The following is a 15,831-nucleotide window of genomic DNA, read 5'->3' on the forward strand; positions in this document are numbered from 1 at the left end:
AGTAGTCCGGCACGCCGGGCGAGACGGAAAGGGGAAGGCATGGGCCGTCTCTCCCTCTCGTCCGAGCAGCAGGCCGTATTCGACCTCATCGAGAACACGCGCGAGCACGTCTTCGTGACCGGCCGCGCCGGCACCGGCAAGTCGACGCTGCTCAACCACCTGTCGTGGAACACCGAGAAGTCGCTCGTCATCTCCGCGCCTACGGGCGTCGCGGCGCTGAATGTCGGCGGGCAGACCATCCACTCGCTGTTCCGCCTGCCCATCGGCGTCATCGCCGATCACGCGATCGACCAGAGCGCCGAGTTGCGCAAACTGCTCAACAGCATCGACACGCTCGTGATCGACGAGGTGTCGATGGTCAACGCCGACCTGATGGATGCGGTCGACCGCAGCCTGCGGCAGGCCCGGCAGCGTGCGGGCGAGCCCTTCGGCGGGGTGCAGGTGGTGCTGTTCGGCGATCCCTACCAGCTCGCGCCCGTGCCGGGCGACAGCGAGGAGCGGGCCTACTTCGCCGACACCTACCGGTCGATGTGGTTCTTCGACGCGAAGGTCTGGCAGGAGACGGACCTGCGGATCGTGGAGCTGCTGCAGGTGCACCGTCAGCACGAGTCCGACTTCCGCTTCATGCTCAACGCCGTGCGTCACGGGCAGGTGACGAAGGAGATCGCCGACCGGCTGAACGAGGTGGGCGCACGCCCGGCGCCGGACGACGGGACGATCACGCTCGCCACCCGCAACGACACCGTCAACCGGATCAACGCGCAGGCGCTCGGCCGCCTCCCCGGCCGCGCCCTGACGGCGAAGGCGGAGGTCAGCGGTGACTTCGGCGGCCGGAACTATCCCGCCGACGAGACCCTGGAGCTCAAGGTCGGCGCGCAGGTGATGTTCCTGCGGAACGACGTCGGTCAGGGCGACGGGCCGCGCTGGGTGAACGGCACCATCGGCACCGTCACGAAGATCGACTCCAACGTCTACGTCGAAGTCGACGGCGAGGTGCACGAGGTCGAGCCGGCGATCTGGGAGAAGTTCCGGTACACCTGGTCGCCCGAGACGAAGAAGCTGACCAAGGACGTCGTGGCCGAGTTCACGCAGTTCCCGCTGCGGCTGGCCTGGGCGGTCACCATCCACAAGTCGCAGGGCAAGACCTACGATGCCGCGATCATCGACCTCGGCACGCGCGCCTTCACCTCGGGCCAGACCTATGTGGCGCTGAGCCGGATCACGACGCTCGAGGGCCTGTACCTGACCCGGCCGCTGCGGCCGAGCGACATCACCGTGGACCCGGACGTCGAGCGCTTCATGCGCGACGCGCGCCCGGTGACGATGCCGGTCGCCCAGGCGGCGGCCCGATGATCGGAAGGGGACGGACGTGGCGGTGACCTTCGTCATGGACTTCAGCGACGGCCAGCACGTCGAGACCAGCGGCAACGGCGTCATCGGCCGCAACCCGGCCGTTCACGCCCCGGGCACCGAGATGGAGGACCCGGGTCACGTCGAGCTGATCACGGTCCAGGACGACGCCAAGTCGGTCTCCCGCGCACACCTGGCCTTCGGGCAGTACGACGGCGTGTTCTGGGTCATGGACCTGGGCTCGGCGAACGGCACGACGATCACCTACCCGGGCGAGGGGACGTTCGCGTGCGATCCGAAGACCCGGCACGAGGTCGACCCGGGATCGGTCGTGCGCTTCGGGAGCGTGTCGTTCGCGCTGACGCGGCGCTGACGCCCTCCGCGCCGCCCAGCGGGGTCAGTGGTGGTGGTGCACCGTCACGGCGGCGACACCCGCATCCGTGAGCGTCAGCGCGGGGATGGTGATCGCGCTCACCGCGCACGCGCTCAGCACGAGTCCGAGGAAGAAGCGCAGGAAGCTGTTCCGACCGCTGGTGGGCCGATGCCGCCGGACGACCACTGCGGCGGTCGCGGCGACCGCGACGTCGAGCAGAGAGGCGACGCCCATCGGCACGAGCGGCAGGGCGATGGCGGTGCCGCCGGAGGCTGTTGCGCCCGCGATGGCGAGCGCGGCCCACATCCCGACCGGCAGGAGGGCCAGTGCCGGGATGAGGCGGAACGCCGGGGGAAGTCCTTCGCCAGCGTCGCCGCAGCCCACACCAGCTCGCCGACGGCGAGCACGAGGAAGGCTGCGAGCAGAGCAGGGGGTGCGCTGGGGGCGAGGGCCGCGTGAAGCAGCCCCGCCCCCAGCGCGGCCACGGCGAGGAACGCGCGCGTCGCCGGGCCCACCGCGACGGCCCGAGGGGCCGAGGCGACGGGGGCGACGCGCAGCGTCTCCGTGATCCTGCTCATGGGAGCCGTGGCCCCGCCGATCAGGCGGCGGCCGGGGTGGCGCGGGTCGCGCGGTCGGCGCCGAGGCCGGTGCCGAGCAGGACGATCGCGCTCACGAGGTGGAGGAAGTGGTCGGGGGTGTTCAGGGCCAGGATGTTGGCGCCCGTCCCCACGAGGAAGAAGCCGACGATGCCGAGCAGCAGGTACACGGCGCCGACAGTGATGTTGACGGCCTTCGCAGCCGCGACCCGGGTGAGGCCCGCGATCAGCAGAGCGGCACCGATGAGGAGGTGCGCGATGTTGTGCAGCGGGTTCACCTCGAAGATGCCGAGCAGCAGGCCGCCCTTGGTGGCGACGAAGCCGACGCCGCCGGTGACCGCGAAGCCGAGGAGACCGACGAGCAGGTAGACCGCACCGAAGATGGTGGCCACCAGACGATTCGGTGAGTTGCGCATTGTGTCGTTCCTTCCTTAGGACGGCGCACGGACGCGCGCCTCACTTTCCCTTCGAAGCGTCGTCCGAATCGGATTGCGGCCAAAGCCCCTTGCGCGACGGCAAGGAATCTGCCGCACGTTACAATCGCTGGACACGCAGCACCGAAGGCGGGGAGTACGGATGCGACGAGACACCAGGTTCGGGCGACTCGCGCTCGCGGCGACCGCGGGGCTCGTGGCTCTCGTCCTGGCGGGCTGCACGTCGTCGCCGGGGAGCGCGAACGCGCCGTCCCAGCAGCCGGGCGGCTTCTCGAAGGACGTCGAGAAGCGGCTGGAGACGGCCGTGACGGATGCGATGACGCTGGCCGATGCCTCCGCCGGTTTCGCGGGCGTCTGGGCGCCCTGGGCGGGCAGCTGGACGACGGCGCAGGGGACGACCACCCGCGCCGGTTCGACGCCGGTGACGACGGACATGACGTTCCGCATCGGGCAGAACACGACCCCGATGACCTGTACCGTCCTGCTGGAGCTGGTCGACGAGGGCCGGATCGAGCTGGACGACGCCCTGACCAAGTGGCTGCCCGGCATGGTCGGCGTCGACGGCGTGACGATGCGCGAACTGTGCCAGAACACCTCCGGCATCAACGACCACACGGGCGCGCTGAACCCGAAGTTCCTCATGAACCCGACCCGTCAGTGGCCCCCGCTGGAGCTCGCCAGCGATGGGATCGCCATGGAGCGCTACGGCACGCCCGGCGAGAAGTACGGCCCCTCGGCGACCAACGCGATCCTGGTCGGGATGGCGTTGCAGAACGCGACGAGCAAGAGCTGGCAGCAGCTCTACAAGGAGTACGTCTTCGACAAGCTGGGCATGACCAAGAGCGTGCTGCCCGACAACGGCACGCTGACTCCCCCGGCCCCCACCCGGCCGGATACTCGGTCGGCCTGGATGGAGCGGGCGCCGTCGTCTGCAAGCCCATGCGGGACGTCACGAAGATGTCGCCGTCGCTCGGCTGGACCTCGGGAGGCGTCGTCTCGAACCTGGACGACCTCCGGTCGTTCGGCCAGGCGCTCGCGAAGGGAAGCCTTCTGAGCGAGAAGTCGCGCGCCGCCCAGGTGGACGCCGTGGTCAACGGCGAGTCGTGGCAGCGCTACGGTCTCGGCGTCCAGCTGCTCGGCCCTCTGCGCGGAAGCAGCGGAGCCGTCCCCGGCTACCTGTCGGCCGTCTTCTCGGACCCGAAGTCCGGGCTGACGATCGTCGTCGCCCTGAACAACTCGACTCCGGGTGCGCCGTTCGCCCAGTCGCTGGCGCAGCGGCTGGCATCCATCGCGTCCAAGCTCCCGCCGAAGCAGAAGGGCCTGAAGGCGGTGGCGTCTCTGCCCTGGTCGGAGCAGCAGACGATCGACGCCATGACGAAGACGGCGCCCTGCCCCGCCAAGAAGGCTGGCTGAGCCCTAAGCGCCCGCCAGGGCCGCCAGCTCGGCACGCACCGGGAACGCGTCGTCCTCGAGTACGAGCTGCAGGGCGGCTCCTGTCGCGCGGTTGACGATGACCGGCGCGAGCAGGTTGACTGTGCTGCCCTCGTGCGACGGCGTCACGACGACGAGCAGCAGCGCCTCCTCGGGCTCCGAGATGCCCAGCTCGGCGGCGCGGTCGTCCGGCAGTTCGGGCGAGTAGCCGGGAAGGTGCCGCGAGGCGTCGATCGTGAACAGCCGGATCTCCGGTCGCTCGACCGAGGCGAGCGTGTAGAGGCCGTCGGCGCCGGCCACCGGCTCCAGGGTGAAGACGTCAAGCGGCTCCAGGCCGGGCGGCGGGGCGAGGAAGCGGACCGCGCTCATCGGAGGAAGTCCATCAGCGTCGGCTGCAGCACGCGCGCCGTGACGGCGATCGCGGTCTGGTAGTTCACGTCCTGGGTCTTGAGGTCGAGGATGACCTTGCTGAGGTCCACATCCTCCAGCGACGAGCGCTGGCCCTCGAGAGCGTTCGCGCCGACGGCGAGGGCGTCCTTCGCCTTATCGATGCGGGTCTGGCGTCCGCCGACCTCCGCGTGCTCTCCCACGATCGCCTTCATCCTGTCGTCGATCTGTGCCAGCCGCGGAGTGACGTTGACGCCGTTCCGCAGGTCGCTGGCGACGTTGTCGATCAGCGCGAACACCGAGGAGGCGCCGGTTCCGAAGGCCGCCGCTCCGTCCGCATCCACCCGCACCGTGGTGTCGGGGCCGATCCTGCGCTCCACTGTACTTCCCGCCGCACCCGTGAACGAGTAGTCGGGCTGGAAGGCGACGCCCGCGTCGGAGTTGCCCGCGAAGACCGTGCGGCCCAGGTAGGTCGTGTTCGCGAGCCCCAGGAGGCTCTGCTTGATGCCGTCGAGCTCCGTCGCGATCGACTCCTTCGCCTCGGTCGACATCGAGCCGTCGTTGGCCCCCTGGACCGTCAGGTCGCGGAAGCGGTGCATCAGCGTCTCGACCGACGTCAGCGCGGAGTCCGCCGTCGTCAGCCACGCGTCGCCGTTGCTCACGTTGCGCTGGTACTGGGAGGTCGCGGCCGCGTCGGAGCGGACGCCCATGGCGCTCGCCGTGGCCGTCGGGTCGTCCGACGGCTTGTTGAGGAGCCGTCGGCTGGTCGCCTGGTCGTAGAGCTGCGCCTGCCGCTGCAGGCTGAGCTGCAGGTTGCGCTGCGCGTTGAGCGTCTGGGTCGCGTTGGTCACTCGGCTGATCACGGTCATCTCCCGACGAGTCCGGTGTGGTTGATGAGCACATCGAGGGCTTCGTCCACGGCGGTCATCACGCGCGCGGCGCCCTGGTAGGCGTGCTGGAAGGACAGCATGTTCATGTTCTCCTCGTCCAGGTCGACGGAGGCGCCGGCCAGCTGCGCGTTCGTGGCGGAGCTGGTGGCCATGTCGGCGAGGTCGGACTGCTGCTGCTCGGTCTTGCTGGCGACGCCCACGCGGACGACGAAGGCCGACCACTGCTTGTCGACCGCGTTGGTGCCGGTGCCGAGCTGGCTGATGGCGTCCGCGATGCTGCCGTCCGCTCCCCCGGCCCCCGCGGCGCCGGTGGCGATCTGCCCGACGCCGGTTGGGACCACGGAGAGGCCGAGCGCGGCGGGCTTGGTCGGGTCGATGGCGAAGAAGTCGAGGCCGGTGGCGCCGGTGGGCGTCGTGCCGGTCTGGTGGACCGCGTTCACCCGCTGCGCCAGGGTGACCGCGAAGGCGTTGTAGCTGGCCGCCGCCTCGGCCAGTACGCCGCCCGTTCCGTTCGCGTCGGCCGGGGCGAGGGTGGAGAGCGCGCCGGCGATCGAGCCGCCCTCCATCGCGATAGCCGCGCCAGGACGGTACGCCCACTCCAGCCGGGGCGGGTCGCCGGCGGCATCGGCCAGCCGGTTCGCGCCGGCGGCCTTGACGGCGTTGGCCGTGGTGCCCGAGACGAGCGCGTTGCCGCCGACCAGCACATCCACGGTGCCGTCGTCGTTCGGCCGCACGACTCCGCCTGCCAGCTTGGCGATGGAGGTGGTCAGCAGGTCGCGGCGGTCCATCAGCTCGTTCGCCGACTGTCCACCGGCGAGGGCCGAGCGGATGCGCCCGTTGAGGTCCGCGACCTCGGTGGCGGCGCTGTTGAGGTCGTTCACCATGCCGTCGACGTTCGACCGGAGGGCGGTCCACTGATCGTCGACCGCGCGGTAGCCGGTCTGCAGCTGGGTGACCAGGCTGCCCGCCTGCCCGAGCAGCACCCCGGCGGGTGCCTGCTCCCCCGCCTGGTTGGCGACGTCGCCCCAGGCGGACCAGAACTTCTGCAGGGAGGCGGAGAGCCCATTGGTCCCGGGCTCGTTCAGCGACGTCTCGAGCGCGTCGAGAGCGGCCGCCCGGGTGTTCGTGTAGCCCGAGAGCGCGGTGGTGCTGCGCACGCGGGCGTCTACCGCGGCGTCGTCGAGCCGCTGGATGCCGTCCACGCTGACGCCCTGCCCGGGGCGGACTCCCCGCTGAACAGTCCGACCGTGTTCAGCGCAGGGACGCCGGAGGTGTTGACCCGCTGGCGGGTATAGCCGGCGGTGTTCGCGTTGACCAGGTTCTGGCCCACCACATCCAGCCCGGCCTTGGCGGCGACGAGCCCGGTGTAGGCGGTGTTGAGGCCGCTGAACGTGCTCATCAGGCCTCCGTGTCGAAGAAGCGCGCGGTGTCGCCCAGGCTGCCGGTGCCGCCCGCGCCGTAGACGCCGGGGTCGTCGCCGGCGCCGGAGAGCGAGCTCAGCGTCTCCTGCGTCGACCGGGCGGCCTCCCGCAGCAGACGCTCGTTGGTGTCGCGCACCTCGGCGATCTGGGCGGTGAGCTCGGTCATGGCGGCGAGATGCGAGCCGAAGATGTCGGACCAGATGCCGTCGGGCGCGGCGGTGGCGAGCTCGCGGAGGGTCGCATCCGGACCCAGCCCCCACTCCTCGGCGACGGCGGCGACCTCGACGGTGCGCGCCAGGCCGACGGCGCGCATGCGCTCGATGACCTGCTCGACCTCACGGGTGGCGTGCGAGATCCACCGGGACTTGCCGGCGATCAGCAGCAGCTGCTCCTCCTCCAGCTTGAAGAGCAGGAGCTCCAGCAGCTCGCGCTCCTTCCACAGCTGGGCAGAGAGCTCGCTCGCGGCCATGTCGCTACCAACTTCCTCGTGAGTCGATGTGCGCACCTGGTCTCCTCGGGTCTGAAAGGCGGTGGATGTCATCCCCGCCACACCAGACCATCGGCACGCTTGCGCCCGATGTTAGGCGCGGCGGCACGCGCGCGGCGATCACGACCTACCGGACTGCGGACACTGCCAGCATTCCCCGTACTGGGGGTACGTGCTGCCCCGTAATGGGGGCAGGAAGCATGCATTCTGAGCAGACCCGAATTGTTACCGTGAACAACGAAAGACCCCTAGCACCTTCGCTCGGCACCCGACTAAGCCCGAGCGTCCACCGCACCGCCCGAGTACCGAGAGACGTCCTTCCCGAAAGAGGACGTCGCAACGTATCCGTCCGATGAAGAGGGGTCGCCCAGCGTGAACCGGAACGAACGCAACGCGCTCGTCGTCGAGAACCTGCCGCTCGTCGGCTACCTGGTCTCCGACTTGTGCTCGCGCGCGACGCACCTGTCCCGCGACGACCTGGCCTCCGCCGGAGCCGTGGCCCTCGTCCAGGCGGCCGACGCCTATGACGCCGGCACCGGCGTCCCGTTCGGCGCGTACGCCCGCACCCGGATCGTGGGGGCGCTCGCCGACGAGCTGCGCGCGTCCGACTGGGCCACCCGCGGCGCGCGCAAGCGGATCAAGGAGACGCTGGCGGTGCAGGAGAGCCTGACCGCCTCCCTCGGCCGCGCGCCGAGCGTCGACGAGATCGCCAACGCGCTCGGTGTCGACCGCGAGACGGCCGCCGCCGGCCTGGCCGACGCCTCTCGCACCGTCAGCGCCCTCGACGAGACCATCGAGCCGCTGCTCGTGGCCGACATCCCCGGCCCCGCCGACGCGCTCCTCGCCGACGAGCAGACCGCCTACGTACGCGCCGCGGTCGCCGCCCTCCCCGACCGGATGCGCATGATCGTCGAGGCCATCTACTTCGACGACCGCACGGTCACCGAGATCGCCGACGAGCTCGGCATCACCCACTCCGCCGTCTCCCAGCAGCGCTCCGAGGCCATCCGCCTCATGCGCGAGGGGATGGCGACCCACTACGCCGACGAAGGAGACCCCGTCGTCATCGAGGCGAAGACCTCGCAGGCCCGGCGCAGCGCGTATCTCGCGCGCCTTGCGCAGCGCGCCGTCGCGAACGTGTCCCGCCTCTCCCCACGTCGCCGACCTCGGCGAAAGCGTCCTGAGACGCTTCGCTAACGGGACGGCAGCGACAGCCGATAGAGGCTGATGCGGACCACGGAAGGGCCGCGGACCACCACCCAGTCATGGAGGAAACATCATGGGTATGCAGATCAACACCAACATCGCGGCGAACAACGCCTACCGCAACCTGAACAACACGCAGAGCGACCTCTCGAAGTCGCTCGAGAAGCTGTCCAGCGGCCTCCGCATCAACCGTGCGGCGGACGACGCGGCCGGCCTCGCCATCTCTGAGGGCCTGAAGTCGCAGGTCGGCGGTCTGACCGTCGCCGCCCGCAACGCTCAGGACGGCATCAGCGTCGTGCAGACCGCTGAAGGCTCGCTCACCGAGGTCCACTCCATCCTGCAGCGCATGCGCGACCTCGCTGTGCAGGGCGGCAACGACTCGAACAACGCGACCTCGCGCGCGGCGATCCAGACGGAGGCGGACGAGCTCGGCAAGGAGCTCTACCGCATCACCAACGGCACGAACTTCAACGGCATCGACCTGCTCAAGGGCGGTACGTTGACGTTCCAGGTGGGCGCGGGCTCGACGGCGAACGACAGCATCGACGTCAACCTCGCCAACGTGGCGACCTCGGTCGGCGCGCTGGCTTCCGCTGACGGCGTGGCGAACCCGACGGGCTTCGACGTCACCGACAACGCGGCTGCGAAGACGACGATCACCGCGATCGACGGGGCGATCGACGCGATCTCGACTGCTCGTTCGACCCTCGGCGCCTCGCAGAACCGCTTCGAGTCGGCTGTCCGCAGCCTCAACGTCTCGAAGGAGAACCTGTCGGCCGCGTCCAGCCGCATCACCGACACCGACATGGCGGAGGAGATGGTGAAGTACACCCGCTCCAACATCCTGTCGCAGGCCGGCACGGCGATGCTCGCTCAGGCGAACCAGTCCAACCAGGGCGTCCTGCAGCTGCTCCGCTGATAGGCACGGCGGCCGGGCGCTGACCCCAAAGCGCGCCCGGCCGCCGCACCACACCGCACCACGTCGTAGGAGGGAGACCACCGCATGGGCATGGCTGTCGACGGGCTCATCAGCGGCCTGCAGACCACCGACCTCATCAACAGCCTCATGCAGGCGGAGGCGATCCCGCAGACCCTGTTGAAGAACAAGGTCACCGACTCCCAGACCTACATCACGGCGATGCAGACCCTGAACGGCAAGGTCGCCGCTCTGGCCGACGCCGCCGGGAAGCTGGCGAAGCCGGCCGGAACGGATCTGCACACCGCGACCTCCACCTCCACCGCCGTCACCGCGACCGCCGGAACCGGCGCCGTGGACGGCACCATCGACTTCACCGTGGACAAGCTGGCGCAGTCCCAGGTCACGGTGACCGGTCCGCTCACCCAGTGGCCGGACCAGCCGCCGACGCTCACCTTCGTCGCCGCCGACGGAACGATGAAGCAGGTCACGGCCGGCAGCTCTTCGCTCGCAGATGTGGCCGCGGCCATCAACCAGGCGGGCGTGGGCGTCAGCGCCACCCAGGTCGCCGCCGGCCTGGACCCCGCGACCGGTCAGCAGCTCTACCGCCTGCAGCTCAGCTCGACGAAGACCGGAGCCGCCGGCGCCTTCACGGCGTACCGCGGCACCCCCGCCGACGTGACGGCGGGCACCGCGACCAACCTGCTCTCCGATCCCGGCGCCGCGCAGGTGCGTGCCGCTCAGGATGCGCAGCTCACCCTCTGGGCCGGCACCGGCGCCGCGCAGACCGTGACCAGCTCGACCAACACGTTCTCGGATGTGCTCCCCGGCGTCTCGGTCTCGGTGACCGCCGCCTCCACCACTCCGGTCACGCTGACCGTGGCACGCGACGACGCGAGCCTCGCCGCGGCGGCGAAGTCCCTCGTCTCCAGCGTGAACGACATCTTCACGCTGATCGCCGACAAGCAGGCCGTCGCCACCACCACCGATTCGGCGGGTGGAACGGTCGTGACGGGCGGCGCGTTCACCGGCGACTCGACGACGCGCGACGTCAACCAGAAGCTGGTGGATGCGATCAGCGGCCCCGTCAACGGGGTCTCGCCGTCGACCTACGGCATCAGCATCCAGCGCGACGGCACGGTGACCTTCGACCAGGACACGTTCACCGCAGCGATGGCCGCCGACCCGGACGCGGTGAAGGGCGCCCTCACCACGATCGCCCAGCGCGTCGCCGACGCCTCGACGGCCGCCAGCGACACCTACACCGGCTCGCTCTCGCTGCGTATCAAGGGCGAGCAGTCGACAGTCAAAGACCTCAACGACCAGATCACCGACTGGGACACGCGGCTGGCCGACCGCCGCTCGACCCTCGAGAAGACCTATGCGAACCTCGAAGTCCAGCTGCAGCAGCTGCAGTCCCAGTCCTCGTGGCTGACCGGCCAGCTTTCGTCTCTTCCCTCTGCGAGCGCATGATGAACGTCCTCACCTCCGCGGCGGCCAAGCTGTCGGCCTACAACCGCGACAGCGTCCTGTCGGCCAGCCCGGCGCGCCTGCTCACGATGCTCTACGACCGCCTGCTGCTCGACCTCACCCGCGGCGAGGCCGCGCTCTCGGCGCAGCAGTGGCCGACCGCGTGGGAGAACCTTCGGCACGCGGACCAGATCGTCGCCGAGCTGGCGGGCAGCCTCCGTGTCGACCTGTGGGACGGCGCAGAGGGCCTGCTCCAGCTCTACGGCTACCTCGCCGATCTCATCGTGGGCGGGATGATCGAGCGCGACCCGGCGAAGGTGCGTGAGGCCATCGAGCTCGCCGAGCCGCTGCGGCAGACCTGGCACGAAGCCGCAGGGCTGCTACCGGCGGCGGGTGCGACCGACGCGGGGCGGGACCTCGGTGTCGCCTGACACGGTGCGCGACGACGGTCTCGGCTGGTCGGACGCCCTCGACCGGATGGAGAGCGAGCTGCACGGCGCTCTCGCGCAGGTGGACCCTGTCCCCTGGCGTCCGCCGATCGCTCTCGGCCCGATCCCGCCCGAGCTGCAGGAGCGCGCGGCGCGTCTGCTCGAGGCCCAGCTGCACACCATCCGGTACCTGGAGGACGTCCGTCAGACGACGGCGCGGCACCTGGCCGCCGTCCGCGCTGTACCCCGGTCCGAGGTCGGGCCGCACCCGGTGTATTTCGATCTGATCGGCTGACTCCCCCACACGTTGTCCACCTGTGGATAACTCTGTTGAGAACGCGTGGATGAATGCATTATCGGTGTGGAGGACACGCGCGGGATGTGTGGACATTCAGATTCCCAGCTTTGTAAAAGATACCTTGATCAGGGATTTTCTGGCGTCCCACGCCGATTCGAAGGTCTCTTCGAAAACACACGCTTGTAATTCACACCGGGGTACAAGCTGTGGATGACGTTGTGAGAATCGCCCACCGAACGTCCCCCGAACTAGGGCGCTAACGGCGGGGGAGAAGCGGCCGATAGCTCTTCCTGAGCACGGATCGCTCATCGACTGGCCACGGATGGGCCGCCCCACGACCCTGGAGTGCAGCTGTGCTCGAATCCGTGACCAGTGCCGCCCTCGCGAGCGCCCTCGACGGCCTCGCCGCGCGTCAACGCGCCATCGCGAACAACATCGCCAACGTCAACACGCCGGGCTACACCGCCGAGCGCGTCTCCTTCGAGGACGCCCTCGCCGCCTCCGTCGCCGATCATGACGGGCACGTCACGGCGTCCACCGCGCGCTCCCTCGAGCCGACGCGTCTCGACGGCAACAACGTCAACCTCGACACCGAGACGCTGTCGAACGTCGACACCGTCCTGCGTTTCCAGTTCGCCTCCCAGGCGGCCGGCAACCAGTTCTCGGCCGTCCGGGCCGCCCTCAAGACCACCTGACCGATCCCTCCAGGAGCTGAACATGACCTTCGACGCCATCGGGATCGCCGGAACCGGCCTGACCCTGCACCGCAAGTGGCTGGACGCCATCTCGGACAACCTCGCCAACATCAACACGGCCAAGCCGACCGACGGCGCCGCCTTCCAGGCCCGGTACATCGTGGCTCAGGAGGGGGAGGGCGTCTCGGGCGCATACGTCGCCGGCGCCGCGTACGGCAGCGCGGAGGGACGGATGGTGTACGAGCCCGACAACCCCGTCGCCGATGCGAAGGGGTACGTGCGGTACCCCGACATCGACCTGTCGGAGCAGATGGGCGCCCTGATCATGGCGCAGCGCGGCTACCAGGCCAACGCCGGCGTCGTCGACCGCGCCAAGGAGACCTACCAGGCAGCGCTCCAGATCGGGAGGAACTGATGCCCATCCCCGCCATCGGAGCCGTCTCGGGCGTCAGCGCCGCGAGCGGGCTCTCCGCGACCCAGGCCACCACCGGGACCGGCGCCGCGTCGTTCGGCAACGCGCTCACCGGAGCCGTCGACAACCTGCAGCAGCTGCAGAGCACGAGCGACACGCTCGCCATCAAGGCGGTCACCGGCAACCTCGACGACATCCACGACGCGACCCTGGCGTCCACCCGCGCCCAGGTCACCCTCGAGCTCGTCGCCGGGGTGCGCAACAAGGCCGTCGACGCGTTCAACGAGATCATGCGGATGCAGGCCTGATGCCCCAGCAGGTGACCAGTTTCTTCCGGCGGCTCGGCGACACGATCCGCGGCTTCAGCGTGGCCCAGCGGGTCATCGCCGTCATCGGCATCGCCGTGGTGGGCCTCGGCGCGACCGGTCTGGCGCTGTGGGCATCGCAGCCGTCGTACACGCCGCTGTTCTCCGGCGTGGCCGCGTCGGACGTCTCGGCGATCGTCGATCAGCTGCGCACCGACAACGTCCCGTACCAGCTGACGGACGGCGGTTCGACCATCCTCGTGCCCCAGGAGAAGGTGTACGACGAGCGGATCAAGGCCGCCTCGGCGGGCCTGCCGGCGTCGAACACGGGCGGCTACTCGCTGCTCGACAAGATGGGCGTCACTTCCTCCGAGTTCCAGCAGAACGTCACCTACAAGCGGGCGATGGAGGGCGAGCTCAGCAACACCATCGGTGCGATGAAGGGCGTCAAGACCGCCTCGGTGCGCCTGGCGATCCCCGAGGAGACGGTGTTCGCGGCCGAGAAGAAGGACCCGACCGCCTCCGTCTTCGTGGAGCCGCAGAGCGGCGTGACGCTGAGCGCGGATCAGGTGCAGGCTATCGTGCACCTCACCAGCGCGGCCGTCCCCGGCATGAAGCCGACCGATGTGGCCGTCGTGGACGCGGACGGCACGGTGCTCAGCACGGTCGGCGGCGGAGCGACCGGGGGAGCGGACAAGCAGGCGAGCGACTACGAGACCCGCGTGAAGTCGGCGGTGCAGGAGATGCTGGACAAGGTGGTCGGCGCGGGCAACGCGACGGTTGCCGTAGCGGCGGACGTCAGCACCGAGTCGGCGCAGCGGACCGAGGAGTCGTTCACGGCTCCGACCAACGCCCCGTCGCTGAGCGAGTCGACGCAGAAGGAGACCTACACCGGCTCGGGCAGCGGATCGAGCGCCGGCGTGCTCGGCCCCGACAACATCGCCGTCCCGAACGGCGGCAACGGCAACGGCACCTTCAACTCCGAGTCGAGCACGAAGGACAACGCGGTCGACAAGGTGACCGAGCAGCGCACCATCCCGGCCGGCGCCATCAACCGGCAGACGGTGTCCGTCGCGCTGAACTCCGACGCGGTGAGCGGCGTCAGCGCCAACGAGGTCCGCAGCCTCGTCAACGCGGCTGCCGGCATCGACATCAAACGCGGTGACTCGGTCAGCGTCGAGATGGTGCCGTTCAGCAAGGCCGGCGCGACCGAGGCGGCCAAGGCGCTGCAGGAGGCGAAGGATGCTGCGGCCGCCGAGCAGCTGACGAGCATCATCCGCACGACGGTCATCGCGGCGGCGGTCGTCGCCGTGGCGATCATCGCGTTCATCCTCATCCGCCGCGGACGCCGCCGCGCCGCCGAGAGCGCCGAACTGGCGCAGGACGCGGACACGCTCGCGCTCGAGGGCGGACTCTTCCCGATCGCACTGGAGCAGGCCGCACCGACCGTGCCGATGCAGCTCGACCCGGTGCCCGACCTCCCGGACCCGGGCGAGCTGGAGGCGACCCGCCGCAAGGCGGAGATCGAGGCGCTGGCCGAGCGCGACCCGCAGCGCACGGCCGAATTCCTCCGCAGCCTCATGGATGATCGGGCCGGCGTATGAACGCGACTCTGACCGGCGCGCAGAAGGTCGCCGTGGTGCTGATGAACATGGACCAGCAGCGCGCGGCACAGGTGATGAAGCAGTTCTCCGACGAGGAGGCCGACGAGATCACCGCGGAGATCCTGCGACTGCGGCGGGTGGACCCGAACGTCGCCGAGAACGCGCTGAACGAGTTCCACGACCTAGCCACCCGAGGCATGGTGACGACCCGCGGCGGCCGCGACATCGCGGTCGGGCTGCTCGAGGCGTCCTTCGGCGCCGAGCGCGCGACCGGCGTGCTGAATCGCGTGGCATCGAACCTCGCAGGCAAGCAGTTCGAGTTCCTGGACGCCGTCGAGCCCGCGCAGGTGCAGATGCTGCTCTCGGGCGAGCTGCCGCAGACCTGCGCCCTCGTGCTGGCCCACCTGCGCTCCGACCACGCCTCCCGCATCCTCGCCGGCCTGCCCGACGGGACCCGCACCGAGGTCGCTCACGCCATCGCGACCATGGGCTCGCCGAGCCCGGACGCCGTCCGTGTCGTAGCCGAGACGCTGAAGCAGCGGGCGAGTGCGGTCGTCTCGTCCCGTACCTCATCCGACGCCGTCGGGGAGTGCAGCCGCTGGTCGACATCATCAACCGTTCCGACGCGGCCACCGAGAAGGCCCTGCTGGAGGCGCTGGAGCAGCGCGATCCGCAGCTCGCCGAGGAGGTCCGCTCGCGCATGCTCACCTTCGACGACATCGTGCGGCTGGAATCCCGCGACGTTCAGCAGGTGCTGCGCGGAGTGGACGCGGCGGTGCTGGCCGTCGCGATGAAGGGCGCGACGGAGGCGGTCACCGAGGTCATCACCATGAACCTCTCGGAGCGCAACCGGGAGATCCTGGAGGACGAGGTTCGCATCCTGGGCCCGGTGCGCGTGTCGCAGGTCGAGGACGCGCGCGCCGAGATCGTGCGCGCCATCCGCGACCTGGAGGCCACGGGCGCGATCACCGTGCAGCGCGGGGACGAGGACGCGTATGTCGAGTGACGCCGCTCTCGCCTTCGAGCCGCTGACCGTCCCGGTGCTCGCCGAGACGGAGCAGGAGCGCGCCGCGATGGCGGCCGCCCGTGCCCGCGGGTACGCCGCCGGCTTCGCCGAGGGGCGGCGCG

At 70.0% G+C, this 15,831-nt stretch carries 18 protein-coding genes and 2 pseudogenes; 13 read left to right on the forward strand and 7 right to left on the reverse strand.

Features of this window, described 5'->3' with window-relative positions; genetic code table 11:
• Nucleotides 1–39 precede the first annotated feature (39 nt).
• Together ACRAWB_RS13515 and ACRAWB_RS13520 are read left to right on the forward strand one after the other, a co-directional pair.
• Nucleotides 40–1,353 (forward strand): ATP-dependent DNA helicase, encoded by a 1,314-nt coding sequence (locus tag ACRAWB_RS13515; protein WP_431353781.1) that lies wholly within the window; start codon nt 40–42, stop codon nt 1,351–1,353.
• Between the two features lie 16 nt (nt 1,354–1,369).
• A complete protein-coding gene (locus ACRAWB_RS13520; RefSeq protein ID WP_431353782.1) occupies nt 1,370–1,723 on the forward strand; it encodes an FHA domain-containing protein in 354 nt (117 codons plus the stop codon).
• 24 nt (nt 1,724–1,747) lie between these two features.
• Here the strand turns inward: ACRAWB_RS13520 and ACRAWB_RS13525 are convergent, their stop codons facing one another.
• The gene (locus tag ACRAWB_RS13525) at nt 1,748–2,107 is read right to left on the reverse strand and encodes a hypothetical protein (protein WP_431353783.1); all 360 of its coding nucleotides are present in this window, start codon (nt 2,105–2,107) and stop codon (nt 1,748–1,750) included.
• Between the two features lie 214 nt (nt 2,108–2,321).
• Nucleotides 2,322–2,735 (reverse strand): DUF4383 domain-containing protein, encoded by a 414-nt coding sequence (locus ACRAWB_RS13530; protein ID WP_431353784.1) that lies wholly within the window; start codon nt 2,733–2,735, stop codon nt 2,322–2,324.
• A 451-nt stretch (nt 2,736–3,186) separates the two neighbouring features.
• Here ACRAWB_RS13530 and ACRAWB_RS13535 point away from each other — a divergent pair.
• A pseudogene (locus ACRAWB_RS13535) lies at nt 3,187–4,166 on the forward strand (serine hydrolase domain-containing protein).
• 3 nt (nt 4,167–4,169) lie between these two features.
• Here ACRAWB_RS13535 and ACRAWB_RS13540 read toward each other — a convergent pair.
• From ACRAWB_RS13540 to ACRAWB_RS13560, 5 genes are read right to left on the reverse strand one after another with little or no spacing between them, the layout of a single operon-like run.
• Entirely contained in the window at nt 4,170–4,553 is a 384-nt protein-coding gene (locus ACRAWB_RS13540) for a flagellar assembly protein FliW (RefSeq protein ID WP_431353785.1), read from the reverse strand.
• Entirely contained in the window at nt 4,550–5,422 is an 873-nt protein-coding gene (flgL, locus tag ACRAWB_RS13545) for a flagellar hook-associated protein FlgL (RefSeq protein ID WP_431353786.1), read from the reverse strand. Before flgL ends, ACRAWB_RS13540 begins: the two co-directional genes overlap by 4 nt.
• A 14-nt stretch (nt 5,423–5,436) precedes the next feature.
• Nucleotides 5,437–6,663 carry a flagellar hook-associated protein FlgK gene (flgK, locus tag ACRAWB_RS13550; RefSeq protein WP_431353787.1) on the reverse strand — a complete coding sequence of 409 codons (1,227 nt, stop codon included), beginning with the start codon at nt 6,661–6,663 and terminating at the stop codon, nt 5,437–5,439.
• Nucleotides 6,627–6,860: a flagellar basal body protein gene (locus tag ACRAWB_RS13555; RefSeq protein ID WP_431353788.1), complete on the reverse strand. Its 234-nt coding sequence runs from the start codon at nt 6,858–6,860 to the stop codon at nt 6,627–6,629. The genes flgK and ACRAWB_RS13555 overlap by 37 nt, the downstream gene beginning before the upstream one ends.
• Nucleotides 6,860–7,351, reverse strand: a complete 492-nt coding sequence (locus ACRAWB_RS13560) for a flagellar protein FlgN (RefSeq protein ID WP_431353789.1) — start codon at nt 7,349–7,351, stop codon at nt 6,860–6,862. Before ACRAWB_RS13560 ends, ACRAWB_RS13555 begins: the two co-directional genes overlap by 1 nt.
• 390 nt (nt 7,352–7,741) lie before the next feature.
• On the opposite strand from ACRAWB_RS13560, the gene ACRAWB_RS13565 reads away from it, so the two are divergent.
• From ACRAWB_RS13565 to fliG, 10 genes and pseudogenes are all read left to right on the forward strand, one after another.
• Complete coding sequence (locus tag ACRAWB_RS13565) at nt 7,742–8,566, forward strand: sigma-70 family RNA polymerase sigma factor (RefSeq protein ID WP_431353790.1); 825 nt, start codon at nt 7,742–7,744, stop codon at nt 8,564–8,566.
• Between the two features lie 82 nt (nt 8,567–8,648).
• On the forward strand, nt 8,649–9,494 hold the full coding sequence (locus tag ACRAWB_RS13570; protein ID WP_431353791.1) for a flagellin: 846 nt from the start codon (nt 8,649–8,651) through the stop codon (nt 9,492–9,494).
• Between the two features lie 84 nt (nt 9,495–9,578).
• Complete coding sequence (gene fliD / locus ACRAWB_RS13575) at nt 9,579–10,964, forward strand: flagellar filament capping protein FliD (protein ID WP_431353792.1); 1,386 nt, start codon at nt 9,579–9,581, stop codon at nt 10,962–10,964.
• Complete coding sequence (fliS, locus tag ACRAWB_RS13580; protein WP_431353793.1) at nt 10,961–11,392, forward strand: flagellar export chaperone FliS; 432 nt, start codon at nt 10,961–10,963, stop codon at nt 11,390–11,392. Before fliD ends, fliS begins: the two co-directional genes overlap by 4 nt.
• Before the next feature lie 4 nt (nt 11,393–11,396).
• Nucleotides 11,397–11,684: a hypothetical protein gene (locus ACRAWB_RS13585; RefSeq protein WP_431353794.1), complete on the forward strand. Its 288-nt coding sequence runs from the start codon at nt 11,397–11,399 to the stop codon at nt 11,682–11,684.
• Between the two features lie 356 nt (nt 11,685–12,040).
• Nucleotides 12,041–12,382, forward strand: coding sequence for a flagellar basal body rod protein FlgB (gene flgB, locus ACRAWB_RS13590; RefSeq protein WP_363806347.1), 342 nt, complete (start codon nt 12,041–12,043; stop codon nt 12,380–12,382).
• Nucleotides 12,383–12,404: 22 nt separating this feature from the next.
• The gene (locus tag ACRAWB_RS13595) at nt 12,405–12,797 is read left to right on the forward strand and encodes a flagellar basal body rod protein FlgC (RefSeq protein ID WP_431353795.1); all 393 of its coding nucleotides are present in this window, start codon (nt 12,405–12,407) and stop codon (nt 12,795–12,797) included.
• On the forward strand, nt 12,797–13,102 hold the full coding sequence (fliE, locus tag ACRAWB_RS13600) for a flagellar hook-basal body complex protein FliE (RefSeq protein WP_363806346.1): 306 nt from the start codon (nt 12,797–12,799) through the stop codon (nt 13,100–13,102). The genes ACRAWB_RS13595 and fliE overlap by 1 nt, the downstream gene beginning before the upstream one ends.
• Entirely contained in the window at nt 13,102–14,703 is a 1,602-nt protein-coding gene (fliF, locus tag ACRAWB_RS13605; RefSeq protein ID WP_431353796.1) for a flagellar basal-body MS-ring/collar protein FliF, read from the forward strand. The genes fliE and fliF overlap by 1 nt, the downstream gene beginning before the upstream one ends.
• Nucleotides 14,700–15,709: pseudogene (fliG, locus tag ACRAWB_RS13610) on the forward strand (flagellar motor switch protein FliG). The gene fliF and the pseudogene fliG overlap by 4 nt, the downstream one beginning before the upstream one ends.
• Nucleotides 15,710–15,831: the final 122 nt, after the last annotated feature.

Source organism: Leifsonia poae (assembly GCF_050632865.1).
Classification (GTDB): Bacteria; Actinomycetota; Actinomycetes; order Actinomycetales; family Microbacteriaceae; genus Leifsonia; species Leifsonia poae_B.